Origin of the sequence: Phocicoccus schoeneichii, from assembly GCF_014635565.1 — a bacterium.
GTDB lineage: Bacteria > Bacillota > Bacilli > Staphylococcales > Salinicoccaceae > Phocicoccus > Phocicoccus schoeneichii.
The window spans coordinates 42,601-69,035 of the sequence record NZ_BMDB01000002.1 but is presented as its reverse complement, the minus strand read 5'-3'; the positions used below and the strand labels follow the sequence as shown (position 1 = coordinate 69,035).

The 26,435-nt window shown below is 37.9% G+C and carries 41 protein-coding genes; 34 read left to right on the top strand and 7 right to left on the bottom strand.

The window, feature by feature from the left end; all coding sequences use genetic code 11:
- The first annotated feature begins 28 nt into the window (after nt 1-28).
- The 31 genes from rplB (at nt 29) to rpsI (ending at nt 16,170) form a co-directional block, all read left to right on the top strand.
- Nucleotides 29-859, top strand: coding sequence for a 50S ribosomal protein L2 (gene rplB / locus IEU51_RS05455; protein WP_186086339.1), 831 nt, complete (start codon nt 29-31; stop codon nt 857-859).
- 57 nt (nt 860-916) lie between these two features.
- Nucleotides 917-1,195, top strand: coding sequence for a 30S ribosomal protein S19 (rpsS, locus tag IEU51_RS05450; protein ID WP_186086342.1), 279 nt, complete (start codon nt 917-919; stop codon nt 1,193-1,195).
- 31 nt (nt 1,196-1,226) lie between these two features.
- Complete coding sequence (gene rplV, locus IEU51_RS05445; protein WP_186086359.1) at nt 1,227-1,598, top strand: 50S ribosomal protein L22; 372 nt, start codon at nt 1,227-1,229, stop codon at nt 1,596-1,598.
- A gap of 18 nt (nt 1,599-1,616) precedes the next feature.
- The gene (gene rpsC / locus IEU51_RS05440) at nt 1,617-2,258 is read left to right on the top strand and encodes a 30S ribosomal protein S3 (RefSeq protein ID WP_186086362.1); all 642 of its coding nucleotides are present in this window, start codon (nt 1,617-1,619) and stop codon (nt 2,256-2,258) included.
- A 17-nt stretch (nt 2,259-2,275) separates the two neighbouring features.
- Nucleotides 2,276-2,710: a 50S ribosomal protein L16 gene (gene rplP / locus IEU51_RS05435; protein WP_186086365.1), complete on the top strand. Its 435-nt coding sequence runs from the start codon at nt 2,276-2,278 to the stop codon at nt 2,708-2,710.
- Nucleotides 2,700-2,909, top strand: coding sequence for a 50S ribosomal protein L29 (gene rpmC, locus IEU51_RS05430; RefSeq protein WP_186086368.1), 210 nt, complete (start codon nt 2,700-2,702; stop codon nt 2,907-2,909). Before rplP ends, rpmC begins: the two co-directional genes overlap by 11 nt.
- Nucleotides 2,910-2,930: 21 nt before the next feature.
- The gene (gene rpsQ / locus IEU51_RS05425; RefSeq protein WP_186086371.1) at nt 2,931-3,194 is read left to right on the top strand and encodes a 30S ribosomal protein S17; all 264 of its coding nucleotides are present in this window, start codon (nt 2,931-2,933) and stop codon (nt 3,192-3,194) included.
- 26 nt (nt 3,195-3,220) lie between these two features.
- Nucleotides 3,221-3,589 (top strand): 50S ribosomal protein L14, encoded by a 369-nt coding sequence (gene rplN / locus IEU51_RS05420; protein ID WP_186076631.1) that lies wholly within the window; start codon nt 3,221-3,223, stop codon nt 3,587-3,589.
- Nucleotides 3,590-3,622: 33 nt separating this feature from the next.
- Nucleotides 3,623-3,931, top strand: a complete 309-nt coding sequence (gene rplX, locus IEU51_RS05415; protein ID WP_186086374.1) for a 50S ribosomal protein L24 — start codon at nt 3,623-3,625, stop codon at nt 3,929-3,931.
- A 25-nt stretch (nt 3,932-3,956) separates the two neighbouring features.
- Complete coding sequence (gene rplE / locus IEU51_RS05410; protein WP_186086377.1) at nt 3,957-4,496, top strand: 50S ribosomal protein L5; 540 nt, start codon at nt 3,957-3,959, stop codon at nt 4,494-4,496.
- A 15-nt stretch (nt 4,497-4,511) separates the two neighbouring features.
- The gene (locus IEU51_RS05405) at nt 4,512-4,697 is read left to right on the top strand and encodes a type Z 30S ribosomal protein S14 (protein ID WP_183672995.1); all 186 of its coding nucleotides are present in this window, start codon (nt 4,512-4,514) and stop codon (nt 4,695-4,697) included.
- A 30-nt stretch (nt 4,698-4,727) separates the two neighbouring features.
- Nucleotides 4,728-5,126, top strand: coding sequence for a 30S ribosomal protein S8 (gene rpsH, locus IEU51_RS05400; protein ID WP_186076636.1), 399 nt, complete (start codon nt 4,728-4,730; stop codon nt 5,124-5,126).
- A 24-nt stretch (nt 5,127-5,150) separates the two neighbouring features.
- Nucleotides 5,151-5,687 (top strand): 50S ribosomal protein L6, encoded by a 537-nt coding sequence (gene rplF / locus IEU51_RS05395; RefSeq protein ID WP_186086380.1) that lies wholly within the window; start codon nt 5,151-5,153, stop codon nt 5,685-5,687.
- A 23-nt stretch (nt 5,688-5,710) separates the two neighbouring features.
- Nucleotides 5,711-6,073 carry a 50S ribosomal protein L18 gene (rplR, locus tag IEU51_RS05390; protein ID WP_186086383.1) on the top strand — a complete coding sequence of 121 codons (363 nt, stop codon included), beginning with the start codon at nt 5,711-5,713 and terminating at the stop codon, nt 6,071-6,073.
- A gap of 21 nt (nt 6,074-6,094) precedes the next feature.
- A complete protein-coding gene (rpsE, locus tag IEU51_RS05385) occupies nt 6,095-6,607 on the top strand; it encodes a 30S ribosomal protein S5 (RefSeq protein ID WP_186086386.1) in 513 nt (170 codons plus the stop codon).
- Between the two features lie 15 nt (nt 6,608-6,622).
- A complete protein-coding gene (rpmD, locus tag IEU51_RS05380) occupies nt 6,623-6,802 on the top strand; it encodes a 50S ribosomal protein L30 (RefSeq protein ID WP_186086389.1) in 180 nt (59 codons plus the stop codon).
- A 28-nt stretch (nt 6,803-6,830) separates the two neighbouring features.
- Nucleotides 6,831-7,271, top strand: a complete 441-nt coding sequence (rplO, locus tag IEU51_RS05375; RefSeq protein WP_186086392.1) for a 50S ribosomal protein L15 — start codon at nt 6,831-6,833, stop codon at nt 7,269-7,271.
- Nucleotides 7,272-8,579, top strand: a complete 1,308-nt coding sequence (secY, locus tag IEU51_RS05370; RefSeq protein WP_186086395.1) for a preprotein translocase subunit SecY — start codon at nt 7,272-7,274, stop codon at nt 8,577-8,579. It begins immediately after the preceding gene.
- A 15-nt stretch (nt 8,580-8,594) separates the two neighbouring features.
- Nucleotides 8,595-9,242 carry an adenylate kinase gene (locus tag IEU51_RS05365; protein WP_186086396.1) on the top strand — a complete coding sequence of 216 codons (648 nt, stop codon included), beginning with the start codon at nt 8,595-8,597 and terminating at the stop codon, nt 9,240-9,242.
- A gap of 112 nt (nt 9,243-9,354) precedes the next feature.
- Entirely contained in the window at nt 9,355-9,573 is a 219-nt protein-coding gene (gene infA, locus IEU51_RS05360; protein ID WP_186076651.1) for a translation initiation factor IF-1, read from the top strand.
- Between the two features lie 30 nt (nt 9,574-9,603).
- A complete protein-coding gene (rpmJ, locus tag IEU51_RS05355) occupies nt 9,604-9,717 on the top strand; it encodes a 50S ribosomal protein L36 (RefSeq protein ID WP_014116882.1) in 114 nt (37 codons plus the stop codon).
- Between the two features lie 22 nt (nt 9,718-9,739).
- Nucleotides 9,740-10,105 carry a 30S ribosomal protein S13 gene (rpsM, locus tag IEU51_RS05350; RefSeq protein ID WP_186086399.1) on the top strand — a complete coding sequence of 122 codons (366 nt, stop codon included), beginning with the start codon at nt 9,740-9,742 and terminating at the stop codon, nt 10,103-10,105.
- A 23-nt stretch (nt 10,106-10,128) separates the two neighbouring features.
- Nucleotides 10,129-10,521 carry a 30S ribosomal protein S11 gene (gene rpsK / locus IEU51_RS05345; protein ID WP_186086414.1) on the top strand — a complete coding sequence of 131 codons (393 nt, stop codon included), beginning with the start codon at nt 10,129-10,131 and terminating at the stop codon, nt 10,519-10,521.
- A gap of 66 nt (nt 10,522-10,587) precedes the next feature.
- Nucleotides 10,588-11,427 (top strand): DNA-directed RNA polymerase subunit alpha, encoded by an 840-nt coding sequence (locus IEU51_RS05340; protein ID WP_188349287.1) that lies wholly within the window; start codon nt 10,588-10,590, stop codon nt 11,425-11,427.
- An 18-nt stretch (nt 11,428-11,445) separates the two neighbouring features.
- Nucleotides 11,446-11,823, top strand: coding sequence for a 50S ribosomal protein L17 (rplQ, locus tag IEU51_RS05335; RefSeq protein ID WP_186076661.1), 378 nt, complete (start codon nt 11,446-11,448; stop codon nt 11,821-11,823).
- 151 nt (nt 11,824-11,974) lie between these two features.
- Nucleotides 11,975-12,763 carry an energy-coupling factor transporter ATPase gene (locus IEU51_RS05330; protein ID WP_186086419.1) on the top strand — a complete coding sequence of 263 codons (789 nt, stop codon included), beginning with the start codon at nt 11,975-11,977 and terminating at the stop codon, nt 12,761-12,763.
- On the top strand, nt 12,760-13,611 hold the full coding sequence (locus IEU51_RS05325) for an energy-coupling factor transporter ATPase (protein WP_186086422.1): 852 nt from the start codon (nt 12,760-12,762) through the stop codon (nt 13,609-13,611). Before IEU51_RS05330 ends, IEU51_RS05325 begins: the two co-directional genes overlap by 4 nt.
- Nucleotides 13,604-14,401 (top strand): energy-coupling factor transporter transmembrane component T family protein, encoded by a 798-nt coding sequence (locus tag IEU51_RS05320; RefSeq protein WP_186086425.1) that lies wholly within the window; start codon nt 13,604-13,606, stop codon nt 14,399-14,401. Before IEU51_RS05325 ends, IEU51_RS05320 begins: the two co-directional genes overlap by 8 nt.
- Nucleotides 14,398-15,174, top strand: coding sequence for a tRNA pseudouridine(38-40) synthase TruA (gene truA, locus IEU51_RS05315; protein WP_186086428.1), 777 nt, complete (start codon nt 14,398-14,400; stop codon nt 15,172-15,174). Before IEU51_RS05320 ends, truA begins: the two co-directional genes overlap by 4 nt.
- Nucleotides 15,175-15,317: 143 nt before the next feature.
- Nucleotides 15,318-15,755 (top strand): 50S ribosomal protein L13, encoded by a 438-nt coding sequence (gene rplM, locus IEU51_RS05310; protein ID WP_186086431.1) that lies wholly within the window; start codon nt 15,318-15,320, stop codon nt 15,753-15,755.
- A 22-nt stretch (nt 15,756-15,777) separates the two neighbouring features.
- Nucleotides 15,778-16,170, top strand: a complete 393-nt coding sequence (gene rpsI / locus IEU51_RS05305; protein ID WP_229713875.1) for a 30S ribosomal protein S9 — start codon at nt 15,778-15,780, stop codon at nt 16,168-16,170.
- Nucleotides 16,171-16,283: 113 nt separating this feature from the next.
- On the opposite strand, the gene IEU51_RS05300 is transcribed toward rpsI, so the two are convergent.
- A complete protein-coding gene (locus tag IEU51_RS05300; protein ID WP_186086437.1) occupies nt 16,284-16,724 on the bottom strand; it encodes a tyrosine-type recombinase/integrase in 441 nt (146 codons plus the stop codon).
- Between the two features lie 200 nt (nt 16,725-16,924).
- Here IEU51_RS05300 and IEU51_RS05295 point away from each other — a divergent pair, with 200 nt between their 5' ends.
- Nucleotides 16,925-18,490 carry a multicopper oxidase family protein gene (locus IEU51_RS05295; protein ID WP_229713873.1) on the top strand — a complete coding sequence of 522 codons (1,566 nt, stop codon included), beginning with the start codon at nt 16,925-16,927 and terminating at the stop codon, nt 18,488-18,490.
- A 203-nt stretch (nt 18,491-18,693) separates the two neighbouring features.
- Nucleotides 18,694-19,020, top strand: coding sequence for a four-helix bundle copper-binding protein (locus IEU51_RS05290; RefSeq protein ID WP_186086440.1), 327 nt, complete (start codon nt 18,694-18,696; stop codon nt 19,018-19,020).
- Between the two features lie 108 nt (nt 19,021-19,128).
- On the opposite strand, the gene IEU51_RS05285 is transcribed toward IEU51_RS05290, so the two are convergent.
- Both IEU51_RS05285 and IEU51_RS05280 read right to left on the bottom strand, forming a co-directional pair.
- The gene (locus tag IEU51_RS05285) at nt 19,129-19,800 is read right to left on the bottom strand and encodes a response regulator transcription factor (RefSeq protein ID WP_186086443.1); all 672 of its coding nucleotides are present in this window, start codon (nt 19,798-19,800) and stop codon (nt 19,129-19,131) included.
- Complete coding sequence (locus IEU51_RS05280; protein WP_186086446.1) at nt 19,793-21,181, bottom strand: HAMP domain-containing sensor histidine kinase; 1,389 nt, start codon at nt 21,179-21,181, stop codon at nt 19,793-19,795. The genes IEU51_RS05285 and IEU51_RS05280 overlap by 8 nt, the downstream gene beginning before the upstream one ends.
- A 711-nt stretch (nt 21,182-21,892) precedes the next feature.
- Here IEU51_RS05280 and IEU51_RS05275 point away from each other — a divergent pair.
- Complete coding sequence (locus tag IEU51_RS05275; protein ID WP_096077704.1) at nt 21,893-22,510, top strand: YdhK family protein; 618 nt, start codon at nt 21,893-21,895, stop codon at nt 22,508-22,510.
- Between the two features lie 179 nt (nt 22,511-22,689).
- Here the strand turns inward: IEU51_RS05275 and IEU51_RS05270 are convergent, their stop codons facing one another.
- The 4 genes from IEU51_RS05270 to IEU51_RS05255 all read right to left on the bottom strand — a co-directional run bounded on the left by IEU51_RS05270 (nt 22,690) and on the right by IEU51_RS05255 (nt 26,433).
- Nucleotides 22,690-22,941: a copper ion binding protein gene (locus tag IEU51_RS05270; RefSeq protein WP_051220549.1), complete on the bottom strand. Its 252-nt coding sequence runs from the start codon at nt 22,939-22,941 to the stop codon at nt 22,690-22,692.
- Nucleotides 22,942-23,080: 139 nt separating this feature from the next.
- Nucleotides 23,081-23,557: a CopY/TcrY family copper transport repressor gene (locus IEU51_RS05265; RefSeq protein ID WP_371807486.1), complete on the bottom strand. Its 477-nt coding sequence runs from the start codon at nt 23,555-23,557 to the stop codon at nt 23,081-23,083.
- A gap of 63 nt (nt 23,558-23,620) precedes the next feature.
- The gene (locus IEU51_RS05260) at nt 23,621-25,669 is read right to left on the bottom strand and encodes a copper-translocating P-type ATPase (RefSeq protein ID WP_186086449.1); all 2,049 of its coding nucleotides are present in this window, start codon (nt 25,667-25,669) and stop codon (nt 23,621-23,623) included.
- A gap of 257 nt (nt 25,670-25,926) precedes the next feature.
- The gene (locus IEU51_RS05255; RefSeq protein ID WP_186086452.1) at nt 25,927-26,433 is read right to left on the bottom strand and encodes a CueP family metal-binding protein; all 507 of its coding nucleotides are present in this window, start codon (nt 26,431-26,433) and stop codon (nt 25,927-25,929) included.
- Nucleotides 26,434-26,435: the final 2 nt, after the last annotated feature.

Sequence of the window (26,435 nt, the reverse complement as noted above, 5' to 3'; positions counted from 1 at the left end):
AGGATACCATTAGGGAGGTAAAACGAGGATGGCAATTAAACATTATAAGCCAACTACAAACGCTCGTCGTAATATGACAAGCCTGGACTACTCTGAGATTACTTCAACTACTCCAGAGCGTTCATTATTACAGCCGCTACCGAAAAGAGCGGGACGTAACCATCAAGGTAAAATTACTGTACGTCACAAAGGTGGCGGACATAAGCGTCAATACAGAGTGATCGATTTTAAACGTAACAAGGATGGAATTCCTGCACGCGTTAAAACAATCGAATACGATCCAAACCGTTCTGCTAACATCGCGTTAGTAGCATATGCGGATGGTGAGAAGAGATATATCATCGCACCAAAAGGATTAGTGGTTGGGCAAGAAATCATGAGCGGTAAAGACGCAGACATCAAAGTAGGTAACACACTTACTTTAGCTGATTTACCAATGGGTACAACGATTCACAATATCGAATTAAAACCCGGTAAAGGTGGACAAATCGCGCGTTCAGCGGGAGCTTCAGCACAGTTACTTGGTAAAGAAGGAAAATACGCAATCGTACGTCTTGCTTCAGGCGAGATGAGAATGATTTTACTCACTTGCCGCGCTACAGTTGGTTCTGTAGGTAACGAGCAACATGAGCTTGTTAACGTAGGTAAAGCAGGTCGTTCTAGATGGGCAGGTAAGAGACCAACGGTTCGTGGTTCTGCAATGAACCCTAACGATCACCCACACGGTGGTGGTGAAGGTAGAACTCCAATCGGACGTCCAGCTCCAGTATCACCTTGGGGTAAACCAGCTCTTGGTAAGAAAACTCGTAACAAGAAGAAAAAATCTAGCAAGTTAATTATCAGAAGACGTAAGAAATAATAGATCAATTGAATGTGCGGCTTCTGCCGCACATGCTAATTGAAGGGAGGCGCCATAATGGCACGTAGTGTTAAAAAAGGACCTTTTGTTGATGGTCACTTAATGAAAAAAGTTGAAGCACTCAATGAATCAGACAAAAAGAGTGTGATTAAAACATGGTCACGTCGTTCTACGATTTTCCCGAACTTCATCGGACACACAATCGCAGTTTATGACGGACGCAAGCACGTACCTGTATACGTAACGGAAGACATGGTTGGACACAAACTTGGTGAGTTTACTCCTACTAGAACGTACAAAGGTCACGGTGCAGATGACAAGAAAACTAGAAGATAATAGATAAACACCCTACAAAGGAGGAACCGAGATGCAAGCGAAAGCAGTTGCAAGAACAGTACGTATTGCACCACGTAAAGTACGTTTAGTACTTGACCTTGTAAGAGGTAAAGACGTTGGCGAAGCAGTAGCACTTCTTAAACTTACTAACAAAAGAGCAGCATCAGTTGTTGAAAAATTAGTTTTATCAGCTGTTGCAAATGCTGAACACAACTATGATATGGATACTGACAACTTATATGTATCAGAAATCTATGCTAACGAAGGACCAACACTTAAACGTTTCCGTCCGAGAGCACAAGGTCGTGCGACACAAATTCTTAAACGTACGAGCCACATCACAGTAGTAGTAAGTGAAAAAGAACAAGTAGCAGAAGAAGCTACAGAAGAAAACGCTGAATAATACAAGGAGGGAATTATTTTGGGTCAAAAGATTAATCCAACTGGTCTACGCGTAGGCGTTATTAAAGACTGGGAAGCAAAATGGTATGCGGATAAAGACTTTGCAACTTTATTACACGAAGACTTAGAAATCCGTAAATATATTGAAACGAACCTAAAAGATGCAGCTGTATCTAAAGTTGAGATCGAGCGTGCTGCAAACCGTATTAATATCGCTCTACATACTGGTAAACCGGGTATGGTTATCGGTAAAGGTGGTAGCGAGATTGAAAAATTACGTAACGCATTAGTTAAATTAACTAACAAGCGTATCCACATTAACGTTATCGAAGTTAAGAGAGTGGACATCGACGCTAAACTCGTTGCAGAAAGCATTGCACGTCAATTAGAAAACCGTGTATCTTTCCGTAGAGCACAAAAACAAGCTATCCAGAGAGCTATGAGATCTGGAGCAAAAGGTATTAAAACACAAGTATCAGGACGTCTTGGCGGTGCAGACATCGCTCGTGCTGAAGGCTATAACGAAGGAACAGTACCACTTCATACACTTCGTGCAGACATTGATTACGCACATGAAGAAGCTGACACTACTTATGGTAAGTTAGGCGTTAAAGTATGGGTTTACCGTGGAGAAGTTCTTCCAACTAAAAAAAATAACTAAGAGAGGAGCACTTGTAAATGTTATTACCAAAAAGAGTTAAGTACCGTCGTCAACATAGACCTAGCGTTAAAGGTAAGTCTAAAGGCGGGAATCAAGTAAGTTTTGGCGATTACGGCTTACAAGCTACGACAACATCTTGGGTTACTTCAAGACAAATCGAAGCAGCACGTATCGCGATGACACGTTATATGAAACGTGGCGGTAAAGTATGGATCAACATCTTCCCACACACGCCACTCACAAAGAAACCATTAGAAGTACGTATGGGTTCTGGTAAAGGTGCAGTTGAACAATGGATCGCATCAGTTAAACCAGGCCGCGTAATGTTTGAGGTTGCAGGTGTTTCTGAAGAAGTAGCAAGAGAAGCATTAAGACTTGCAAGCCACAAATTACCAGTAAAAACAAAGATCGTTAAACGTGAAGAATTAGGTGGTGATACGAATGAAGGCTAAGGAAATCCGTGATTTAACTACATCAGAAATCGAATCGAATATTAAAGAACTCAAAGAAGAACTCTTCAACTTACGCTTTCAACTAGCTACAGGTCAGCTAGAGAACACTGCTCGTATCAAAGAGGTAAGAAAAACAATCGCGAGAATGAAAACTACAATCCGCGAAAGAGAAATTGAAGAAGCTAAAGCGAATCAATAATTTAGGGGAGGTTCTATAATAGTGGAAGGTAAAAACGAACGTAAAGTTTACCAAGGCCGTGTAGTGTCTGACAAAATGGATAAGACAATTACAGTACTTGTAGAAACATACAAAAAACATCCAATTATTGGTAAACGTGTGAAGTATTCTAAGAAATACAAAGCACACGATGCAAATAACTCAGCTAAAATGGGCGATATTGTTAAAATCCAAGAAACACGTCCGTTATCGGCGACGAAACGTTTCCGTCTAGTGGAAATCGTAGAAGAATCAGTAATTATCTAAACCAAGTAAAAGGGAGGTAACCTCGCATGATTCAACAAGAATCTCGTATGAAAGTTGCCGACAACTCAGGAGCTCGTGAAGTATTGACGATCAAAGTACTTGGTGGTACAGGTCGTAAAACAGCTAATATCGGTGACGTTGTTGTTGCAACTGTAAAACAAGCAACACCTGGTGGTGTTGTCAAGAAAGGTGACGTCGTTAAGGCTGTCATCGTAAGAACTAAAACAGGTGTGCGTCGTGAAGACGGTTCATATATTAAATTCGATGAGAACGCATGTGTGATCATTCGTGATGACAAAGGTCCTAGAGGAACTCGTATTTTCGGACCAGTAGCTCGTGAATTACGTGAAGGCAACTTCATGAGAATCATCTCATTAGCACCAGAAGTACTATAATTCATTAAAATATACAAGGAGGTGCGCCAAACGATGCACGTTAAATCAGGTGATAAAGTTATTGTTATCAGCGGAAAAGATAAAGGAAAAACAGGCACAGTATTAAAAGCTATTCCTTCTAAAGACCGTGTTGTTGTTGAAGGTGTGAACATTGTTAAGAAGCACCAAAAACCTACTCAAGATAATCCAGATGGTGGAATCTTAGAGACTGAAGCAGCAATTCACGTTTCAAACGTAATGCACGTTGATCCTGAATCAGGTGAACGCACTAGAATCCGTTATGAAATCAAAGACGGTAAGAAAATCAAAATCGCTGTTAAATCAGGTAAAGAGATTAAATAGTTATATCGGAAGGAGGACAACATAAGTGATTCGTTTAAGAGATAAATACAACGAAACAATTAAAGATGAGCTAGTTAAAAAGTTTAACTATAGTTCAGTAATGCAAGCACCTAAAATCGATAAAATCGTAGTAAATATGGGTGTAGGTGACGCTGTACAAAACGCTAAAGTTTTAGACAATGCTGTTGAAGAACTTACTCAAATTACAGGTCAAAAACCACAAATTACAAAAGCTAAAAAATCAATTGCAACTTTCCGTTTACGTGAAGGTATGCCAATCGGAGCAAAAGTTACATTACGTGGAGAAAGAATGTACGACTTCCTAGACAAACTTATTGCAGTTTCATTACCACGTGTAAGAGACTTCAGAGGTGTTTCTAAGAAAGCATTCGATGGTCGCGGTAACTACACTCTTGGGATTAAAGAGCAATTAATTTTCCCAGAAATCGATTATGATAAAGTATCTAAAGTAAGAGGTATGGATATCGTTATTGTAACTACAGCTAACACAGATGAAGAAGCTCGTGAGCTGTTAACACAATTCGGTATGCCGTTCCAAAAATAAAAGGAGGCAAATCGGGTGGCTAAAAAATCAATGATTGCTAAACAGCAAAAACCACAAAAGTTTAAAGTTAGAGAATATACACGCTGCGAAAGATGCGGTCGTCCACACTCAGTACTTCGCAAATTCAAACTTTGCCGTATCTGTTTCCGTGAACTAGCATATAAAGGTCAAATTCCTGGCGTTAAAAAAGCTAGCTGGTAGGTTATATATTTCGAAAGGAGGCAATTTTAAATGACAGTTTCAGATCCAATTGCAGATATGCTAACACGCATCAGAAATGCGAACATTGTTAGACATGAATCATTAGAAATTCCAGCTTCTAACATTAAAAAAGAGATCGCTGAAATTCTTAAAAATGAAGGTTTTGTAAAAAATGTTGAATACGTAGAGGATGATAAACAAGGTATTATCCGAGTTTTCCTTAAATACGGAAGCAACAACGAACGTGTTATCACAGGTCTTAAGAGAATCTCTAAACCTGGATTACGTGTTTACGCGAAAAGAGACGAATTACCAAAAGTACTTAACGGATTAGGGGTTGCTTTAATCTCTACATCTGAAGGTGTACTTACTGATAAAGAAGCTCGTAATAAAAACGTTGGTGGAGAAGTTCTCGCTTACGTTTGGTAATAATTAATATAGGAGGTGCCATGAATGAGCCGTATTGGTAAACGTGTGATCGACATCCCAGCTGGTGTTACAGTAGACATCAACGGAAGTACTTTCACTGTAAAAGGCCCTAAGGGTGAATTAACAAACACATTCAATTCAGATTTAAATTATAAATTAGAAGACAATACACTAACTGTAGAACGTCCAACAGACTCTAAAGAGCACCGTTCAATTCACGGAACGACACGCTCACTAATCAACAACATGATTCAAGGTGTCAGCGAAGGTTTCGTTAAAGAACTTGAACTTGTTGGGGTAGGGTACCGTGCACAAATGCAAGGTAACAAATTAGTATTAAGTGTAGGACTTTCTCACCCAGTTGAATTCGAATCTAGCAAAGACTTAACAATCACTGTTGATGGAAACACAAATGTTAAAGTTGAAGGAATCAACAAAGAAGAAGTAGGAGCTCTTGCTTCAAACATTCGTGCTGTACGTCCACCTGAACCATATAAAGGTAAAGGTATTCGCTATAAAGACGAATATGTTCGTCGTAAAGAAGGTAAAACTGGTAAATAATAAATAAGTGAGGAGGAGCTTAAATGATCGCAAAGATTGATAAAAATCAAGTGCGTCGTAAAAGACATTTCCGTGTGCGTAATACAATTTCAGGAACTGCTGAAAGACCACGTTTAAACGTTTATCGTTCAAACAAAAACATCTATGCACAAGTGATTGACGACGTAAATAACAAAACATTAGCGAGCGCTTCTACACAAGATAAAGATCTAGACCTAAAAGTTGGATCAAACGTTGAAGCAGCAGCTGAAGTTGGTAAATTAATCGCAACTCGCGCGAAAGAAGCTGGCGTAGAATCAGTAGTATTCGACCGCGGAGGTTACTTATACCATGGACGTGTTGAAGCTTTAGCAGAAGCAGCACGTGAAAATGGATTAAAATTCTAATCGAAGGAGGTTAACAATCTAATGGCTCGTAGAGATAATCGTAGAGAAAAAGAAGTTAAAGAGTTTGAAGAACGCGTAGTAACGATCAACCGTATTGCTAAAGTTGTTAAAGGTGGTAGACGTTTCCGCTTCTCAGCTTTAGTAGTAGTTGGAGATAAAAAAGGCCGCGTTGGATTTGGTCAAGGTAAAGCACAAGAAGTACCTGAAGCAATCAAAAAAGCAATCGAGGCTGCTAAGAAAAACCTTGTTGAAGTACCAATTGTTGATGGAACTATTCCACACGAAATTAACGGTAGATTCAGCTCAGGTAACGTATTTATGAAACCAGCTGCTCCTGGTACAGGGGTAATCGCAGGTGGACCGGTACGTGCCGTACTAGAACTAGCAGGTGTTACAGATATCTTAAGTAAATCATTAGGAGCGAACACTCCAATTAACGTAGTTCGTGCAACAATGGAAGGTCTTACTGAACTTAAAGATGTAGAATCTGTTGCAAAACTTCGTGGAAAAACTGTAGAAGAGATCTTAAATTAAGGGGGAGAGACAAACATGGCAAAAGTTAGAGTAACCCTCGTAAAAAGTGTTATCGCTAAACCTGAAACGCAAAGACAAACTGTGCGTTCTTTAGGTCTTAGAAAGATCAACTCTTTCGTTGAACTTGAAGACACTCCTCAACTTAGAGGACAAGTTAATAAAGTAAGTCACTTAGTAAAAGTAGAAGAAATCTAATAGATATTATAAAATAGGAGGTGCGACAATGAAATTACACGAACTTAAACCAGTTGAAGGTGCTCGTAAATCACGTAAGCGTGTAGGACGCGGTTCATCTTCTGGTTACGGTAAAACTTCTGGACGCGGTCACAAAGGACAAAACGCTCGTTCTGGTGGTGGCGTAGGTTTAGTATTCGAAGGTGGTCAATTACCATTATTCCGTTCTATTCCTAAGCGTGGTTTCACAAATATCAACCGTAAAGAGTACTCAGTCGTTAATCTAAGCGATTTAAACCGTTTTGAAGCTGGAACTGAAGTTACACCTGAATTATTAATTGAATCAGGTCTAGTTAAAGGACGTTCTGCTGGGGTTAAAATTCTTGGTAACGGTGAATTAGAGGTTAAGTTAACTGTTAAAGCTAACAAATTCTCTAACTCTGCGAAAGAAGCGATTGAAGCACAAGGCGGCACTGTAGAGGTGATCTAATTGATCAGTAGCGTATCAAATTTCTTCAAGATTAAAGAGATTCGAGCTAAGATTTTATTCACATTAGCAATGCTTATCGTATTTAAATTGGGGACTTATATACCGGTTCCTGGGGTAGATCCAGGCGTATTTAATGCGCAAGAGCAAGGTGGAGTATTAGATTTAATGAATACCTTTGGTGGAGGAGCGCTGAAGAACTTCTCTATATTTGCCATGGGTATTATGCCTTACATCACAGCATCGATTGTAGTTCAACTACTTCAGATGGATGTAGTGCCAAAATTCGCTGAATGGGCGCGTCAAGGTGAAGTAGGTCGTCGTAAACTGGCTCAGTTTACGCGTTACTTTACAATTATCCTTGCGTTCATTCAATCTATTGGAATGTCATTCGCATTTAACAAAATGTTTGGTGGCAGTCTAATTACAGATAACTCTGTAACGTCATATCTGTTAATTGCGTTAGTACTTACAACAGGTACCGCGTTCCTACTGTGGGTTGGTGAAGAAATCACAGAAAAAGGTGTAGGTAATGGTATTTCAATCATTATCTTCGCAGGTATCTTAGCATCACTGCCAAGCGCATTGATTCAGTACTATCAACAACAATTTGGTATGGCAACAGATACAACGATGGCAGTATTGAAAGCTGCAATCTTAGTTATCGTATTATTACTTCTTACGGCATTCTCGGTTTACGTATTGCAAGCAATTCGTAAAATTCCGATTCAATACGCAAGAGGTACTGGTAGACAGCAGATGCTTGCACCACAAGCGACGTTCCTACCACTTAAAGTTAACCCTGCTGGGGTTATTCCAGTAATCTTTGCAATGGCATTCTTAATGTTGCCACAATCACTTTCACTGTTTTTCCAAGATCAAGCTTGGGCAACGAAACTCGCTGAAATGGCGAATCCAGTTTCAAACATTGGGATGATTGTTTATCTTGTATTGATTATTCTGTTCGCGTACTTCTATTCATTCGTACAAGTTAACCCGGAAAAAATGGCAGATAACTTGAAAGATCAAGGAAGTTACATTCCAGGTATTAGACCAGGAAAGAACACTCAAAACTACATTACATCTGTGTTGTACAGATTATTATTTGTAGGATCACTATTCTTAGCGTTTATTGCAATCCTACCACTTCTAGTCACTAGATTTATGGACTTGCCACAATCGATTCAAGTCGGTGGTACAAGTTTACTCATCGTGATCGGGGTTGCACTTGAGACTATGAAGCAACTAGAAGCTCAAGCAAGCCAACAAGAGTATCGTGGTTTTAGAAGACATAAACATGGTAGAAGATAAGTAGGAGGATATTTAATGAATATCGTAATCATGGGATTACCTGGAGCTGGTAAAGGTACACAAGCTGCAGAAATTATCAAAAAATACCCAATACCTCATATTTCTACTGGAGACATGTTCCGTTTAGCAATTAAAAACGAAACTCCACTTGGAAATGAAGCGAAGTCTTATATGGATAGAGGAGAACTCGTTCCAGATGAGGTAACTGTTGGAATTGTTAAAGAGAGATTATCTGAAAGTGACGCTAAAGATGGCTTCCTTTTAGATGGCTTCCCAAGAACTGTTCAACAGGCAGAAGCGCTTAACGAAATCATGGATGAGCTTGGATCTAAGATCGAAAGCACAATCTACGTAGATGTTCCTGAAGAGGAATTAATGAACCGTTTAACAGGTCGTCGTATTTGTGAAGTTTGTGGTACAGCGTACCATTTAGTGTTTAACCCACCTAAGCAAGAAGGTATATGTGACTTAGATGGTGGAAAACTCTATCAACGTGAAGATGATAACCCAGAGACAGTTCAAAATAGACTTGAAGTGAACATTAAGCAAACACAGCCACTTCTTGATTTCTACGAATCACAAGGTGTCTTATCTAGAGTGAACGGTTCACAAGATATTGACGAAGTGTTCGATGATATCAACAAAGTACTAGAGAAACTATAATATTCACCTTACAGTTCTTTAGGTGAATGTCGTAGGAATGGGTCCTTTCGAATGATGAGTGAAAACTCTCACCTGAAGAAACACAAGTTAAACTGTAAAGGAGGAATATGAAGTGAGTAAACAAAACGTAATTGAATTAGAAGGTATTGTAAATGAAACATTACCTAACGCACAATTCAAAGTAGAACTAGAAAACGGACATGAGATTTTAGCTCATGTTTCTGGTAAAATCCGTATGAACTATATACGAATCCTTCCTGGCGATAAAGTAACAGTTGAAATGTCACCATATGACTTAACTCGTGGAAGAATCACTTATCGTTTCAAGTAATAGGACTCCAACTATTGAGGAGGTAACACAATGAAAGTTAGACCATCAGTAAAACCAATGTGCGAAAAATGTAAAGTTATTCGTCGTAAAGGTAGAGTAATGGTAATCTGTGAAAACCCTAAACACAAACAACGTCAAGGGTAATAATAATTCGGAGGTGTAATGAATGGCACGTATTGCAGGTGTAGACGTACCACGCGACAAACGCGTAGTAATCTCATTAACATATATCTACGGGATCGGAAATACAACGGCTAAAACTATCTTAGAAAAAGCTGGAGTAAGCGAAGACACTCGTGTAAAAGATTTAACAGATGACGAATTAAACAAAATTCGTGAAGTAGTAGACACTTACAAAATCGAAGGTGACTTACGTCGTGAGACGAACTTAAACATTAAACGTTTAATGGAAATCGCATCATACAGAGGTATGCGTCACCGTCGTGGACTACCAGTTCGTGGACAAAACACGAAAAACAACGCAAGAACGCGTAAAGGTCCTAAGAAAACAATAGCGAACAAGAAAAAGTAAGCAATAAGTAAAGGAGGATCATAATGGCTCGTAAACAACAATCTCGTGCTAAGCGTAGAGTAAAAAAGAATGTTGAATCAGGTATTGCACATATCCGTTCTACATTCAACAACACAATTGTAACGATTACTGATGACTTCGGTAATGCTCTTTCATGGTCATCTGCAGGAGCGTTAGGATTTAGAGGTTCTAAGAAATCAACTCCATTCGCTGCTCAAATGGCTTCAGAAACTGCTTCTAAAGCAGCTATGGAACATGGACTTAAAACTGTTGAAGTAACAGTTAAAGGCCCAGGTGCTGGACGTGAAGCTGCGATCCGTGCACTACAATCTGCTGGACTTGAGATTACTGCTATCAAAGACGTAACTCCAGTACCACACAACGGTTGTCGTCCACCGAAACGTCGTCGCGTATAATATACTTTATTAGTATCACAGCATAACTAGAAAATAACGGCGTTAAAAGGGAGGAAAAAGTTAACAATGATAGAAATCGAAAAACCTAGAATTGAAACAGTAGAGCTATCGGAAGATTCTAAGTTTGGTAAGTTTGTTGTAGAACCTCTTGAAAGAGGATATGGAACAACACTTGGGAACTCCTTACGTCGCATTCTTTTATCATCATTACCTGGTGCGGCTGTAAAAACAGTAGAATTAGAAAACGTACTTCATGAATTCTCAACTATCGAAAACGTAGTAGAAGATGTAACGACAATCATCACAAACATTAAGAGTCTTGCTTTAAAGATTTACTCTGAAGAAGAAAAGACACTTGAAATTGATGTGAATGGTGAAGGTGTAATCTTGAACAGAGATCTTAAAATCGCTACTATAGCGAAAGGCGGATCACTCAAAATACGTATGGTAGCAGGACGCGGACGTGGTTACGCATTAGCTGACGTGAACAACAGAAGCGACTTACCAATTGGGGTAATCCCAGTAGATTCTATTTACACACCAGTTGAGCGTGTGAACTATACAGTAGAAAATACGCGTGTAGGTCAAAATGCAGACTTCGATAAATTAACACTTGATGTGTGGACAGATGGTTCAATTACACCACTTGAAGCAGTTTCACTTGGTGCGAAAATCCTTACTGAACACTTAAACATTTTCGTTGATTTAACTGATGAAGCACAAAACCTCGATCTTTCAGTACGTTCATATAACTGCTTGAAACGTGCGGGTATCAACTCAGTTCAAGAGCTAATCGACAAAACTGAACAAGACATGATGAAAGTACGTAATCTAGGACGTAAGTCTTTAGATGAAGTGAAAAATATACTTGATGATTTAGGATTGGCATTACGCCAAGAAGACTAAAAAGGAGGTCAAACTAGAATGGCATTAAGAAAACTAGGCCGCGACTCAGCGCACAGAAAAGCAATGTTAAGAAACTTAGCTACTTCTTTAATCGTAAATGAACGTATTACGACTACTGAAGATCGTGCGAAAGAATTACGTAAAGTAGTAGACCGTTTAGTTACTTTAGGTAAACGTGGCGACATTGCTGCTAGACGTCGTGCTGGGCAAACAGTACAAGATGTTAAAATTTTAAACGAAGACGGTTCGACTACATTTGCACTTCAAAAATTATTCGACGATATCGCTCCACGCTTTAGTGACCGTCAAGGTGGTTACACAAGCATTAAGAAGTTAGGTAAACGTCGTGGTGACGGTGCAGAACTTGTAATTATCGAATTTGTTGAGGGTGCTTAATACTTCGACTAATAAAGCAGTATGAGTGTTACGATAGAGGGGGAGTATTCCCTTTTCTGTCTAGCTCTTAAGTATCCTGCAAAACAATGAATTGCGCGACTCTTTGCAGGGTACGCGCTTTTTTTATACATATAAATTTTGAGGTGGAAATATGATTTCTTTAAGAGACATTACTTACAAATATCATAACGATGATGCATATGCCTTGAATCATATTTCCATCGATTTTAAGCGAGGCAGTTTCGTCTCGATTTTAGGACATAATGGTTCAGGTAAGAGTACGCTAGTAAAAATCATTATGGGTATCTTACGTCCAACAAGTGGTGATATCTTCATAGATGGTAAGCCAGTAGATAAAGACAATCCTCTCGAATTACAGAGAAGGTTCTCTATCGTCTTCCAGAACCCAGATAACCAGTTTGTTGGAGCGACTGTTATAGACGATGTCGCCTTCGGATTAGAGAACTTAGGTGTTCCACATGAAACAATGGTAGAGAAGGTTGAGAGTGCACTTAAAGAAGTCGGTATGTGGGAATTTAGAAACCATGAACCTCATCGACTATCCGGTGGTCAAAAGCAACGTGTAGCAATTGCTGGTGCGCTTGTTACAAATCCGGATGTGTTAATCATGGATGAAGCGACGTCTATGCTAGATCCAGATGGTAGAAAAGAAGTCCTTTCAATACTTAAGAAGATTCACGCTGAAAGAGATACTACAATTCTTTACATCACACATGATTTACGTGAAATTGAAGACAGTGATTATGTCTTTATCTTAAGAAAAGGTCATGTTGTTAACGAGGGGACCGTAAGAGAGGTTTATGAAGATACAGATATACTCGTGTCTTCTAATCTTGAGCTGCCGTACAATATTAAATTGTCGAAAGCACTTTGTGACGGTGCATATATGTCGTATGAAGAGGTGGTTCAGCGTCTATGAATATTTTAATTGAAGATGTGTCAGTAACGTATCAACCAAAGACACCGTTTCAGTACAACGCGCTGAAGAATATTACGACAGAGTTTAAATCAGGTCAGTTCTACGGTATCGTTGGACAAACGGGTAGCGGTAAATCGACTTTAGTTCAACTTCTGAACGGCTTGATATTGCCCACGACAGGTATTGTAAAAATCGATGATTTTGAGTTAAAGAGAAAGACAAAGTATAAGATGATTCACGAAGTGCGTAAACACATTGGAATTGTGTTCCAATTCCCTGAGCACCAGCTCTTTGAAGAAACTGTGCTAAAGGACGTAATGTTTGGACCTATGAATATGGGCGTGAGTGAAGAAAAGGCGAAGACGCGTGCGTTACACTATCTAAAAGAGTTGCATGTAGATCCCGCACTTTATGAAAAGTCTCCTTTCGATTTGTCGGGTGGACAGATGAGGAAAGTGGCATTAGCTGGCATCTTAGCGATGGAGCCGAAAGTGTTGATACTCGATGAACCTACGGCTGGACTTGACCCATCGAGTCATAGAGAAACGATGGACTTATTCAAACGCTTGCGTAAAGAGTTGAATCTCACAATTATACTTGTCACACATGACATGAATGATGTGTTTGAGTACACAGATGAGGTTAGAATACTTGAAGCAGGACACATTGTTGAAAGTGGTCTAACAGAAGAGATTTTAACAAATCAAGCAGTATTAGAACGATACAGTCTAAATCTTCCAGACGTTGTTAGGCTCTCTCACGACTTAGAGAAAAAAGGACATGTCATTGATCCGATACCAAAGAGTATTGATGAGTTTATCGTAGAATGGAGGCTTCGTGATGCTTAGTTCTATGATACTTGGGAGATATATACCTGGAAATTCTGTGGTTCACAGAATGGACCCGCGTGCCAAGATCATCATGACGATTCTATTTATGGTGGTCGTTTTTATGGCGAACAATACAGTGACATATCTGTCATTAATATTGTTTGTGCTGTTCATACTTGTCCTTGCAAAACTCAATCCAATATTTGTAGTTAAAGGATTAAAAATTGTTTTTGTATTATTAATATTTACATTCCTGATGCACCTATTCTTAACAAAGGGTGGTACAGTCCTCATCGATGCTGGGTGGTTCACAATCGAATCTGAAGGTATCGTGAAGGGAGTATTTATCGGTATTAGACTTGTAATGCTCGTTGTAATCACGACGATTATGACACTGACAACGAGTCCAATTTCTCTGACAGATGCGATTGAAAAGATGGCACATCCACTGAAGAAATTCAAAGTACCGGTACATGAGATTGCGATGATGATGTCAATTAGTCTGAGATTCATTCCAACATTGATGGATGAGACGGATAAAATCATTAAGGCGCAGAGCTCTAGAGGATCCACATTCATGACAGGTAAAGTGAAAGATCGTATCAAGGCGTTACTGCCCATCATTATACCGCTATTTGTATCCGCATTCCAACGTGCAGAAGATATGGCAATTGCAATGGAAGTCCGTGGCTACACGGGTGGCGAAGGACGTACGAGCTTTAGAGTATTAAAGTGGACGCTGAAGGACACGATTGGAATTATCGTAGTTATTCTGTTTGGCGTACTTGTGTGGTGGTTACGCACATGAGAATTTTAATGAAAATCCAGTATAACGGGTTAAACTTTAACGGATGGCAGCATCAAGACGAAGGGCGCACGGTTCAAGGAGAAATCGAATCGGCGCTCTCCTATATTCATAAGACATTCACAAGAATCCATCCTGCATCACGCACCGACAAAGGAGTACACGCGAAAGAACAATATGCGCACTTTGACACAGAATTAAATATACCCGCGGAGAAGTGGGCTTTTATCTTAAACAGTAAAATGCCTAAAGATATTGCGATTACGGAGACATTTGAAGTCAGTGAGGACTATCACGTACGCTACGACTCTAAAGGAAAGACGTACCGCTATAGCATTTACCAGACCGCGAAGAATCCGTTCTATAACGGACTTAAAGCACATATCGATAAAGACCTGGATATCGAAGCGATGAGAGAAGCGGCGAAGTATTTTTTAGGTACACATGACTTCACATCATTTTCTAGTGCGAAAGCGGTCATCGATTATAAAGTTCGACATATTTACGAGCTTGAAATCGAAGAGACTAATGATGGACTAGATATTGTAATCACCGGATCCGGATTTCTCTATAACATGGTGCGTATCATTGTGGCGTACTTGTTTGAAATTGGAGAATTGAAGCGGAAGCCAAGTGACACTTTGAAAATAATAGAATCACAAGATCGAACGCTAATACCGATCACGGCACCCCCGGATGGGTTGTACTTAGAACGCACGTTTCTAAATATCCAAGAACTTGAAGATTATTTAGAAGAAAACCTTGAGAAACATTGACAAACATACGGTTTTTGAGTTACAATAAACAACGGTATAAAATTATATCACACACTGATAAGCCCCGGAAACTTATCTATGGATAGATATAACTTAACAAATTTAGAAATCATGAAATTGATAATTATTGGGAGGATTTAAGTATGCGTCAAACATTTATGGCGAACGAGTCAAACATTGAGCGTAAATGGTACGTAATTGATGCTGCTGGTCAGACACTTGGTCGTCTTTCTACAGAAGTAGCAACAATCTTACGTGGTAAACATAAAGCAACTTACACGCCACACGCTGACTGCGGTGACTATGTAATCATCGTTAACGCTGGTGGAATTGAATTAACAGGAAACAAAGCAGCAGACAAAGTATATTACAAACACACTGGACATCCAGGTGGAATTAAAGAAATCACTGCTGGTGAATTAAGAGAGAAGAACCCAACACGTCTTCTTGAAAAATCAATCAGAGGCATGCTACCTAAAACAACTTTAGGTACAGCACAAGCTAAGAAATTATTCGTATACGCTGAAGATACGCATCCACATGCGGCACAACAACCTGAAAACTACGAGTTACGTGGTTAAGGATAATAGGAGGTAAATGAATTTGGCTAAAGTAGAATACAGAGGAACTGGACGTCGTAAGCACTCAGTAGCTCGAGTACGTTTAGTACCAGGCGAAGGTAAAGTTACGATTAACAATCGCGATATGAGAGATTACCTTCCATTTGAAAGTTTAATCTTAGATTTAAGTCAACCATTCGCAGTTACTGAAACAGAAGGTAACTACGATGTATTAGTAAACGTTCACGGTGGTGGATTCACTGGACAAGCGCAAGCAATCCGTCACGGAATTGCACGTGCTTTACTAGAAGCAAACCCAGAATACCGTGCAGAGCTTAAAAGAGCTGGACTCTTAACACGTGACCCACGTATGAAAGAGCGTAAAAAACCAGGTCTTAAGAAAGCACGTAAATCACCACAATTCTCTAAACGTTAATATCCCTTATATATCAAGGGCTACAAGCACTTCTCGAAGAAATTTCGAGAGGTGCTTTTTTGTGTGTTGTAGGAAAAATTAATACCCCTTTAATGCCCTTTTATGAAATTGTTTTAAAAATCAATGTGATTTTGGAACTTTTCAGCCAATCTTTTTCTAGATGAAGTCGTTATATGAGTGTAAATATCCATTGTAGTTTTAATGTCACTGTGATCTAATCTTGATTGTACTTCTTTAATAGTCGCACCTGCTTCAAATAAAAATGAAGCATGAGTGTGTCTAAACCCATGAATTTTAATTTTGTGAAGTTCTTTGTGCATGCCAAAAAAAGCTTCTAATTTATCATTTGGTGTAGACACTCTCATGTAATTCATTTTATGGAGCTTTTGATGATAAGTAGTAAATATTGGTTGTTGATCATCACTACTGATTTTAAAACCAAATTCTTCATATAAGTTCTTTTGTTCAATTTTCCATTTTTTAAGAATGCTAATTGTATTTTTGTCTACGTCAAGCCATCTATATGAAGCTTTAGTTTTCGGTGGTTGTAACAAGTGTTTATTACTAACTTATGAATTTATGATTAAGTCTAAATAGTACATAAAACGGTCGTTTTTTGAACTTAATCTTGCATGTATTTTTTGTCATATTAAATACTCATTTTATGCACGAATTCTCGAAAATTATAATCTAGTCTAATACATAAAGGAATGACAAGTTCTTTATTAAAAGGAGAAAGAAGGGATTGTAAAGTATGAAAAAAAACTTATTGGTAAGCTTGTTTTCTCTGATGATGGTCATTGTTTTATCAGCTTGTACAAGCAATGACGGAGAAGCATCTGTAGAAGATACTAACAATGGAAAGGATTCAAATGAAGAGATGAATATGAATGAGGACAATGAAAATTCTATGGAAGAAAATATGAATAACTCCTCCAGTGAAGGAGAAATGAATAATGGTTCCATGGGTAATGGTCATATGGATCATGATGATGTGGTAAGTCTAATTGATTCGACAGGAGAGAATGAACTGAATATCCCCCCTGTACTCAAAAGCGACAGCAACAAAGGAACTGAGTATACAATACGCGCGCAAAAAGGAGAAACAGAAATATTTGATGGCGTTCAAACAAAAACATATGGTTATAATGGCTCGTTTCTAGGTCCCATGCTTCAATTTGAAAAAGGAGATACTGTGAAAATAAACTTAATCAATGAACTCAATGAAAATACCACTTTTCACTGGCATGGATTGGAAGTGCCAGGGAATGACGATGGTGGTCCACACAATGTATTGGAGCCAGGCGAAGAGAGTACTATTGAATTTGAAGTGACACAGGAAGCTGCCACATTGTGGTTCCATCCCCACCCGGAAGGAAAAACCTCTGAACAAGTGTACAACGGACTTGCTGGGTTAATTTATATCGAGGACCAAAATTCAAAAAATCTCGAGTTACCAAGTGAATATGGAGAAAATGATATTCCTCTCATTTTCCAGGACAGAGTCTTTGATGACGAAAAACAGTTGAATTATAAAGCAACAGCAAATGAAGATGGCACTGTCGGAGATACATCATTAATTAATGGAACATTAAATCCAAAATTAACTGTAGATAAAGAAAAAGTAAGGCTTCGACTTTTAAATGGCTCAAATGCAAGAAACTACACCGTTAAACTAAATACAGGAGATGCTTTTGTACAAGTCGCAACGGACGGCGGATTTTTAAATGAACAGGTTTCAATGCAAGAAATCACACTCACGCCTTCAGAACGGGCCGAAATAGTTATTGACTTCTCACAAGTTAAAACTAATGAAGAGATTGCTCTAGTAAACGAAGAAGGTACCACGCTCTTACCTTTTGAAATCACAGATCAAACAGGTAAGACCATAGATATACCTGATGAAATGAATGACTTTTCAGTTACGGAAGAAGAAAAGAATTTACCAGTAACAAAAGAAATTGAACTTTTTGGCATGATGGATATGGTAACGATAAATGGTAAAAAATTTGACCCTGAAAGAATTGATTTTACGCAGGAACAAGGTGTCACCGAAGTATGGGAAATCTATAATAAACCAGACATGATGGGCGGCATGATTCACCCGTTCCACATCCATGGTGCTCAGTTTAAAATCCTTTCCAGGAATGGAGAAGCACCACCTGAGAACGAAAGAGGCTGGAAAGATAGTTTTTCCGTTGCCCCGGATGAAACTGTGAAAATTGCCATTCAGTTTAAAAATAAAGGCATATATATGTTCCACTGTCACATACTTGAACATGAGGACAATGGGATGATGGGACAGGTTAAAGTAGAATAAGATCCAAATCTTCAATCTAATAATAAAAAAGGAACTATTTTTTGATTTTTCTAGGCGAATTACATTATTGAATAAGTGGAGAAGGACAATCATTACTAAAATTATGTGCATTTTCTATGGATTTTACCAATATCGGTTTATAATACGGAGTGTAGGGGAATTTAATCAATGTAAGTGATTTTATTCTATAGGAGGGATTTACAATGGCTCATGAACAACACCAACAACTGATTCAGACGTTACATGAATGTATGGAAGCCTGTAACCACTGCTACGATGCGTGTTTGAGAGAAGAGGACGTAAGTATGATGGCGGATTGCATCCGTCTGGACCGTGAATGTGCAGATATCTGTGCATTTCTGGAACAAGCATTAATGAGAGGTACACTATTTGCTTCTGATTTAGCAGCGGTATGCGCCAAGATTTGCGAAGCTTGCGGAAATGAATGTCAGAAACACGACCACGAACACTGCCAGAAATGTGCAGAAGCGTGCTTCAAATGTGCAGAAGCTTGTAAGGAAATTGCTTAGAATAAAACTTTATAGACAAAATGCCATGCCATCTAATAATCCAGGCATGGCTTTTCTTATTAATCGAACAAAAGCAATCAGTCTCACGTTTTAATATTGAAATGTGTTTTAATTTTTAATCCATTTGTAACCAACGCCCCACACAGTGTGCAAGTAATCATCCATCGGAAAGCCGACTTCCCGAATTTTTTTCCGCATATTTCTAACGTGAGAATCCACAGTACGTCCTTCCGTTTCAGAATGCATACCCCACACTAGATCGATCAATTGATTTCTAGAAAATACCCTTCCCGGATTTTTCATGAGTAATCCAATGATTGCAAATTCTTTTGGTGTTAATTTTACAAGTTGTTTTTTATAAGATAGTTCAAACTGATCTTCGTCCCATAAAAGTCCTTCGATTTCAATTCGGTTGATAGGTCTTGTTTTTCTTAGTAATGCATCCATTCTTGCAACCAATTCTTCTTCATTAAAAGGTTTTGTGATATAGTCATCTGCACCCAGTTTGAGGCCTTTTACAATATCTTCTTTCTGCTCACGTGCAGTCACCATGATAATGGGTACATCTGAGTATTGCCGTATTTCTTTACATACTTCCCATCCATTCATTTCAGGCATCATGACATCCAGTAGAATAATGTCAAATTTCTCTTCTTTAACATACTTAAGCCCTGCTTTTGCACCTATTGCTTTTCGACAAAAATAAGGATAGGGTTTCAAGTACAATGTCAACAGTTCCAGCATTCTCTCTTCATCGTCGATTAACAGCACTTTATTCATTTACATTCTCCTTCTTTAAAGATATGACGAAAACAGTTCCCTTGCCGAGTGTACTGTCTACTTCAATCTCGCCACCATGCAACTCCACAATTTCTTTAGCGATTGTCAGCCCGAGACCAGACCCTCCGCTTACCCGGGATCTAGACTTTTCAGAACGATACAGTCGATCGAATATAAAGGGTATATCTTCTTCTGGGATTCCTTCTCCTGTATCTGAAATAGTTGTTAAAATTTCATTTTTATTTTGAATAACTTCAATTGTGATATGGCCTTTCTCGGGAGTATACTTTATTGCATTATCTAATATATTCAATATAACTTGTTGAATTCTTTCGGGATCTGCCAGAACAACCAAGTTGTCCGGACAATGAAAGAAAAGCTCTATCTTTTTTTCATTGAGCGCTGGACGGATTCGTGCTAAAATCGTCTCAATCAAAGCGCTAAATACTACCCTCTCTTTTGTGATGGCAAATTTATTATGATCGATTTTGGCTAATTCAAACAGATTTTTTATCAGGTCTGCTAAATGCTCTGTTTCTTCCTGAATGATTTTAATGTATCTATTCCTGTCCGTCGTGGATATTTCTTTTCTGCTAATAATATCCGTATACCCTTTCATATAGGTTAAAGGTGTTCGTAGCTCATGCGATATACTCCCTAAAAATTCATTTCTCTCGTTTTTTAAACGTTCCAGATCTTGCGACAGCAAAGTAATCGAAGTCGCCAAATCTCCAAGCTCATCTTTTCGATGTGTATACAATTCCACGTTATGATTGCCTCTACTTAATTGTTCTGTCGCTTTTTTCATCCTCAATACCGGTTGGGTAATAACTTTGGAAAGAATAAACACCGTTATAACAGTCAGAAGCAAAGTCAATAGGCCGACAAGCCAAAACTTATGGCTGAGATGATCAATAATCCGTTCGATGCTATCACTTTCAGCGAACATGAAAACATGCCCGCTATGTGTTTCGTTAAAAGTAAGTGGGCTGTCTGTAGAGACATATTTTTCTTCTGACCAATTTGATTTCAGAATGGCTCCTTCTTGTGGTATTTCATCATAATCAGTATGTTCAATGACAGTTTTCATTTCTGGTTCAACTGGATCAGAACTGATGATTACTTTTCCATTCTCATCTGTTATCACCGCAATAAAATCTGATTCTGACTCCATAATAGCAACATGCTCCAGTGTCGTGGTTGTATAGTTTTCTTCTAATACGTCTCTGTGTGTATTCCCCCGAGCCAATAAATCCCCCATCACTTCCTCCACACGATCAGCGACCAGATTTGTATATAGGATATAGAATAATATGATTTCAATAATAAGAATCACCAGAAAAAACAAAAGTCCGATTTTTAAAGCTAATTTATTGAACATAAAAGCCTCCTCAGTTTTCTGCAACAGTATAAATCGTAATATATCATCTTATCATTTTGTTCATAAGTCATATTATATAGAAAAGTAGTATTTTTATTATGAATAATTCAGCTTATTTTACTTTGCCCATAACTAAAATTTTCTTCCACTATTCTTATGATCCGTCATTAGACACATAACTATTTCTGTTTATAGTCTAGATTGCTAACTCATCTTCATTCTGCGGATTGATTGCAACATACAAAATACCATCATCTTTCATCTCCACTATCTTTTGATAAAATAATCTAGCAGAGGTAGCAGCTGCAACGAAGTTTTAGTCTGAAAAATGTATGACTAAGTATAACACCTGACCGTCAAGACTTTTAAAATTTAAAGGGTAACTCGAAGTTACATGAGTGATTTTACCACATCCCGCTAAAAATATAGATGATAATATTATATTATTAATTATTAATTTTCTTGGTATCATGATTATATTCGCTACTCTCTTTATAGATTTTATTATTTAAATATCGATTTTTCGTGCAGATTTGAAGGAAGCGCTGAGATATCATCCACGGTTAATAAACCTTTAAATTGAAATCCAATATGTCAAGTCGGTAATATTATTCTTGATTAAATACATTTATTTTTCATTGAATCTGCACGTAAACTGCAAAAATTATTGGTAAAGTTCTCAGTATAACTAATAAAATGGAGGGTATATACATGGTAAAAAACAAAATATTATTAGGACTTCTTTCCATATTCGCTGTATTTTTAATGGCTGCCTGTGGTAATGGGGAAACTCAGCCTAATGAAGAAAGCCAAAGCACTGAAACAGAGTCTAGATCTGAGGAGGAAATGGACATGGAATCAGATTCCGGAGGTCATATGGAACATTCAGCCGATGAGATGTCCAGTTCGGGTGAAGTGCCTGAAGATTTGAAAGAAGCAGAAAATCCAACTTATGAAGTCGGAAGTCGGACAATTATTGAAGCAGAGCACATGCAAGGTATGGATGGTGCTGAAGCAACAATTTCCGGTGCTTTTGACACGACTGTCTATACTGTCTCATACACACCTACGAATGGTGGAGACCCTGTCGAAGATCATAAATGGGTCATCCATGAAGAATTGGAAGGTCCAGGAGAAGCACCACTGGAGCCCGGCACTGAAGTGACCTTGGATGCGGATCACATGAAAGGCATGGATGGTGCAACAGCCACGATTGACTCAGCTGAAGAAACGACTGTCTATATGGTAGATTTTGTTACAACAGATACCGAAGAAGAAGTGCAGAATCATAAGTGGGTTACAGAAAGTGAACTGGCACCTGTGGAATAAATTAGTGAATAGTAATATAGGATAAAAGCATGGATTCCTGATTACAAAGAAAAAATCCGGCAAATCTTGAATTAAGATTTGCCGGATTTTTTATCTTGGTCTCTTTCTACAATTATTATATAGAATCAATATGACATAAAAAGATGATACTCTAAATTCTTAAAATCTTTTGTCATTAACTAGCTGCAGCATGAACACGCAGAACCATCTTCTTTATCAATATCCTCTTTAATCTCGTAGCCGGTATTTTGAATAGCACCTTTGATGTCTGCCAAATTAATTGTACTGTCATTAAATGTTACATCTACTTTACCTTCAGGAATTTGAACTTTAACTGATTCAACGCCATTTAATTGACCGACGCTCTCTTCGACTTTATTAACGCAAGCCCTACATGACATACCTTCTACATTAAGTGTTACTTTTGACATATAAATTTCTCCTTAAAATTTTATTATATTATTTTATACGAAAGTTTCAATATACCCATGGTAGGTATTTTACCCTTTTTCATTTTTTATTTAACAAATCAATTATCTGTCTTAATTTATTAATTTTGTCTACTGCTGATTAACAATTACATTGACCTGGAACACAATTGCATGGCACTACGTCAACTGCATCCTCTTTTTTCATCTCTAACACTTTTTCCAACTCTTCTATATCTATATAGCTTAATGTTGATTTTGAAATTAAATCTGCAATAATTTTTCCAATGTCTTTATTACATATATTATCGAAAGTTTGTTCAAGTGTACTTTTGAGAAAGTCACTTTCTTTTAAATTAGTTGAATAAATGTATTTGTTGCCGTCCTTTTCTGTGTTTAATACGCCTTTATCAACAAGTCTCCCAATAAGTGTTTTGGTCGTGGCCGGTTTCCAATTCTTTTTATTTTCTATAATATCTCTAATATCTTTACTCGTAGTTTTGTTTTGTGCCCAAACGACCCGCATCACTTCCCATTCGGAATCTGTGATATTTGAATCAATTGCTTTGGTCATATTTTCACCTCTAATTTTTTCAAGTATTTTTAAGATGTCTTTCATATTTCATACAGTAAAGAATTAAAATACCGACTATCCTTAAATAAGGATTTGTCGGCATTTATGTTATTCAACTTCAAATCTATGCAGTAACTGCGCATTGATTGCTACGATAATTGTACTGAGACTCATCAAAATCGCACCTACAGCAGGACTGAGTATTATTCCCCAAGGCGCCAGTACTCCTGCTGCCAATGGGAGAGCAATGACGTTATATCCGGTTGCCCAAATCAGATTCTGTACCAGTTTATTATATGTTTTTTTAGATAGGCTGAATATTGCAAGAATATCTTTCGGGTTACTGTCAACTAGAACGATGTCTGCACTATCTATTGCAATATCAGTACCTGCGCCCACAGCGATTCCAACATCTGCTTTAGTCAATGCGGGTGCATCATTGATGCCATCTCCTGTCATTGCAACGATCAATCCACGTTCTTGGATTTCTGTCACTTTGTCGGCTTTCTCATCGGGCATCACTTCCGCATAAACCTCATCAATTCCTATTTGTTCTGCAACGTAATTTGCTACTTTCTGATTGTCCCCGGTCAACATGATAGCTTTAATATTTCTCTTATGCAGCTGTTCAATTGCCTGCTTAGAACTTTCCTTAATTTTATCTGCCAGTGCAATCGCACCTGCTAATTCTTCGTTTACCAAAAGAAAAACTACCGTCTTACCTTGTTCTGACCATTTATTAAAGTTCTTATCGTCAAAATCTATTTTTTGTTTACGTACATATCCCGGACTCACTACTTTGACTTGTTTATCATCAATCGTCCCTTCAATTCCTACACCAGTAATTGAATTGAAATTTGTCATTTCAAGCAATTCAAGTTCTTTTAACTTGGCTTCATTGAGTATACCTCTCGCAATAGGGTGTTCCGAGTCATTTTCTACTGTTGCTGCATAACTTAAAAGGATATTTTCTTCAATATTATTGAAAGTCTGTATATCTGTAACACCAAATTCACCCTCAGTCAAAGTACCCGTCTTATCGAAAATCACAGCGTTAATTTTACGAGCCTTTTCAAACTGTGGACGTTTGCGAATTAACAAACCGTGCTTTGCAGCAAGGGATGTAGATACTGAAATAACCAACGGTGCTGCCAGACCTAAAGCATGAGGACAAGCAATAACCAAAACTGTTACCAATCTCATGATAGCAGTATCTATAGTTGCTCCGATACTTATCCAAACGATAAATGTGATAATACCGGCAGCTAAAGCGATATAGAATAACCATTTAGCTGCTTTATTAGTTACATCCTGAGTTTTCGATTTAGTACGTTGTGATTCTCTAACCATATCTATAACTTGTGTCAGATAAGATTCATTCATCAGTTTCTCTACTTCAATAGTGAGAGAACCTTCTCTGTTTATTGAACCGCCAATGACCTCGTCATCAACGGATTTTCCAACTGGAACAGATTCACCCGTTAACATTGATTCATCAACTTGCGACTTTCCTTTAACGATTTTACCATCCAGCGGCATTTTTTCTCCGGGTTTTACCAATAGTAAATCACCCGCTTTAATATCATCAATCTGAACTTCTTCTGTTTCACCATTTTCAGTGATACGGTTTGCCGTATTAGGCATTAATGATGCGAGGGATTCCAGGGCCTTGGAAGCATTGTTAATAGATCGCATTTCAATCCAATGTCCCAGAAGCATGATTAATACAAGAGTTGCCAACTCCCAGAAAATTTCTTCCCCATTGAATCCAAAAACAACTGCCATACTATAGAAGTAAGCGACAGAAATCGCCATTGCTATTAATGTCATCATGCCTGGTTCTTTGTTTTTCAATTCATCGTAAGCACCCTTAATGAATGGCCAACCCCCGTAGAAATAAACGAACGTGGCCAACGCTGCCACAATATAACTATCTCCAGTAAATTGCCAATCCACACCTATGAAATTTTGAATCATCGGAGATAGAAGTACAATTGGAATTGTGAATATCAGGATAATGAAGAATTTATTTCGAAAATCTGTCACCATATGTGCATGATGATCGTGACCGTTATGATTATGCGATTCATGGTTCTCCTCATGGTTATGATGACTTTCTTCGTGCTCAGCATGATTATGATTATCTTCTTTATTCATTTCTTTCCCCCTCCTACATTATAATAAGACTACAATTGTAATCGATTTATTAATTTAAGTTTACATCTGTAATCGTTATTTGTCAATCTATTAATTTACTAAGTTTATTATAAAAAATATATGTGCAGAAACTATCCACTACATGTATTTAAAAACTAAGTAAAGATAAATTAACTGCTACTCTGAGATTTAACATTGAATTAAAAATGCAGATTCCACAACACTAAATAGCATTGAGTAATCTGCATTTAATAATATTATTTAAGCTGTAAATCTGTCAGACAGGTGCTGTCATTCTCAAAAGTTGAAAAATTAGATTCAACTTTTTTTCCATCATAATTAATTTCTAAAGAGTAATTTTTATCTCTTGGCAGCCAAAAATCCAAGAAACCATTCTCAAGGGTAGTCAACTTCTCATCAACGTGAACTTCTCCATCTTCATCTGTAATTTTTACATCCATCTCTTCATTCATCAGCTCTCCCTGACAACCTGTTAAGCTATGAAATTCACAAGGATGTGTATATGAGATGTATGGTGCAATAGATACAAAAAATTCATCGTCTGGCAAAGTATAGACATTCTCATCTCCACTATCTTTAACAATAAGTGTTTTATCATTTATAGATGCTGATTCTACAATATTACTAGCGCTTAATTCCGAAACCATTTCTTTAATATTTGATTCGTTCGATGCTGAGTCATCACTACAACCTGCTAAAATAAAGATTATGCCCATCAAAACCGGCATTAAATATTTTTTCATCC

Bases quoted from the DNA above. Each gene is read 5' to 3' on its own strand.
- truA (WP_186086428.1), top strand. From the start codon at position 14,398: ATGAGAATTTTAATGAAAATCCAGTATAACGGGTTAAACTTTAACGGA.
- IEU51_RS05280 (WP_186086446.1), bottom strand. From the start codon at position 21,181: ATGTTCAATAAATTAGCTTTAAAAATCGGACTTTTGTTTTTTCTGGTG.
- IEU51_RS05260 (WP_186086449.1), bottom strand. From the start codon at position 25,669: ATGAATAAAGAAGATAATCATAATCATGCTGAGCACGAAGAAAGTCAT.
- IEU51_RS05285 (WP_186086443.1), bottom strand. From the start codon at position 19,800: ATGAATAAAGTGCTGTTAATCGACGATGAAGAGAGAATGCTGGAACTG.
- IEU51_RS05295 (WP_229713873.1), top strand. From the start codon at position 16,925: ATGAAAAAAAACTTATTGGTAAGCTTGTTTTCTCTGATGATGGTCATT.
- rplM (WP_186086431.1), top strand. From the start codon at position 15,318: ATGCGTCAAACATTTATGGCGAACGAGTCAAACATTGAGCGTAAATGG.
- rpsH (WP_186076636.1), top strand. From the start codon at position 4,728: ATGACAGTTTCAGATCCAATTGCAGATATGCTAACACGCATCAGAAAT.
- rpsM (WP_186086399.1), top strand. From the start codon at position 9,740: ATGGCACGTATTGCAGGTGTAGACGTACCACGCGACAAACGCGTAGTA.
- rpmC (WP_186086368.1), top strand. From the start codon at position 2,700: ATGAAGGCTAAGGAAATCCGTGATTTAACTACATCAGAAATCGAATCG.
- rplX (WP_186086374.1), top strand. From the start codon at position 3,623: ATGCACGTTAAATCAGGTGATAAAGTTATTGTTATCAGCGGAAAAGAT.
- IEU51_RS05340 (WP_188349287.1), top strand. From the start codon at position 10,588: ATGATAGAAATCGAAAAACCTAGAATTGAAACAGTAGAGCTATCGGAA.
- IEU51_RS05255 (WP_186086452.1), bottom strand. From the start codon at position 26,433: ATGAAAAAATATTTAATGCCGGTTTTGATGGGCATAATCTTTATTTTA.
- IEU51_RS05270 (WP_051220549.1), bottom strand. From the start codon at position 22,941: ATGTCAAAAGTAACACTTAATGTAGAAGGTATGTCATGTAGGGCTTGC.
- IEU51_RS05275 (WP_096077704.1), top strand. From the start codon at position 21,893: ATGGTAAAAAACAAAATATTATTAGGACTTCTTTCCATATTCGCTGTA.
- IEU51_RS05365 (WP_186086396.1), top strand. From the start codon at position 8,595: ATGAATATCGTAATCATGGGATTACCTGGAGCTGGTAAAGGTACACAA.
- rplO (WP_186086392.1), top strand. From the start codon at position 6,831: ATGAAATTACACGAACTTAAACCAGTTGAAGGTGCTCGTAAATCACGT.
- rplB (WP_186086339.1), top strand. From the start codon at position 29: ATGGCAATTAAACATTATAAGCCAACTACAAACGCTCGTCGTAATATG.
- IEU51_RS05265 (WP_371807486.1), bottom strand. From the start codon at position 23,557: ATGAAAGACATCTTAAAAATACTTGAAAAAATTAGAGGTGAAAATATG.
- IEU51_RS05330 (WP_186086419.1), top strand. From the start codon at position 11,975: ATGATTTCTTTAAGAGACATTACTTACAAATATCATAACGATGATGCA.
- rplN (WP_186076631.1), top strand. From the start codon at position 3,221: ATGATTCAACAAGAATCTCGTATGAAAGTTGCCGACAACTCAGGAGCT.
- rplP (WP_186086365.1), top strand. From the start codon at position 2,276: ATGTTATTACCAAAAAGAGTTAAGTACCGTCGTCAACATAGACCTAGC.
- rpmJ (WP_014116882.1), top strand. From the start codon at position 9,604: ATGAAAGTTAGACCATCAGTAAAACCAATGTGCGAAAAATGTAAAGTT.
- rplR (WP_186086383.1), top strand. From the start codon at position 5,711: ATGATCGCAAAGATTGATAAAAATCAAGTGCGTCGTAAAAGACATTTC.
- rpsS (WP_186086342.1), top strand. From the start codon at position 917: ATGGCACGTAGTGTTAAAAAAGGACCTTTTGTTGATGGTCACTTAATG.
- IEU51_RS05290 (WP_186086440.1), top strand. From the start codon at position 18,694: ATGGCTCATGAACAACACCAACAACTGATTCAGACGTTACATGAATGT.
- rplV (WP_186086359.1), top strand. From the start codon at position 1,227: ATGCAAGCGAAAGCAGTTGCAAGAACAGTACGTATTGCACCACGTAAA.
- rplQ (WP_186076661.1), top strand. From the start codon at position 11,446: ATGGCATTAAGAAAACTAGGCCGCGACTCAGCGCACAGAAAAGCAATG.
- rpsK (WP_186086414.1), top strand. From the start codon at position 10,129: ATGGCTCGTAAACAACAATCTCGTGCTAAGCGTAGAGTAAAAAAGAAT.
- rplF (WP_186086380.1), top strand. From the start codon at position 5,151: ATGAGCCGTATTGGTAAACGTGTGATCGACATCCCAGCTGGTGTTACA.
- rpmD (WP_186086389.1), top strand. From the start codon at position 6,623: ATGGCAAAAGTTAGAGTAACCCTCGTAAAAAGTGTTATCGCTAAACCT.
- IEU51_RS05325 (WP_186086422.1), top strand. From the start codon at position 12,760: ATGAATATTTTAATTGAAGATGTGTCAGTAACGTATCAACCAAAGACA.
- rpsE (WP_186086386.1), top strand. From the start codon at position 6,095: ATGGCTCGTAGAGATAATCGTAGAGAAAAAGAAGTTAAAGAGTTTGAA.
- IEU51_RS05320 (WP_186086425.1), top strand. From the start codon at position 13,604: ATGCTTAGTTCTATGATACTTGGGAGATATATACCTGGAAATTCTGTG.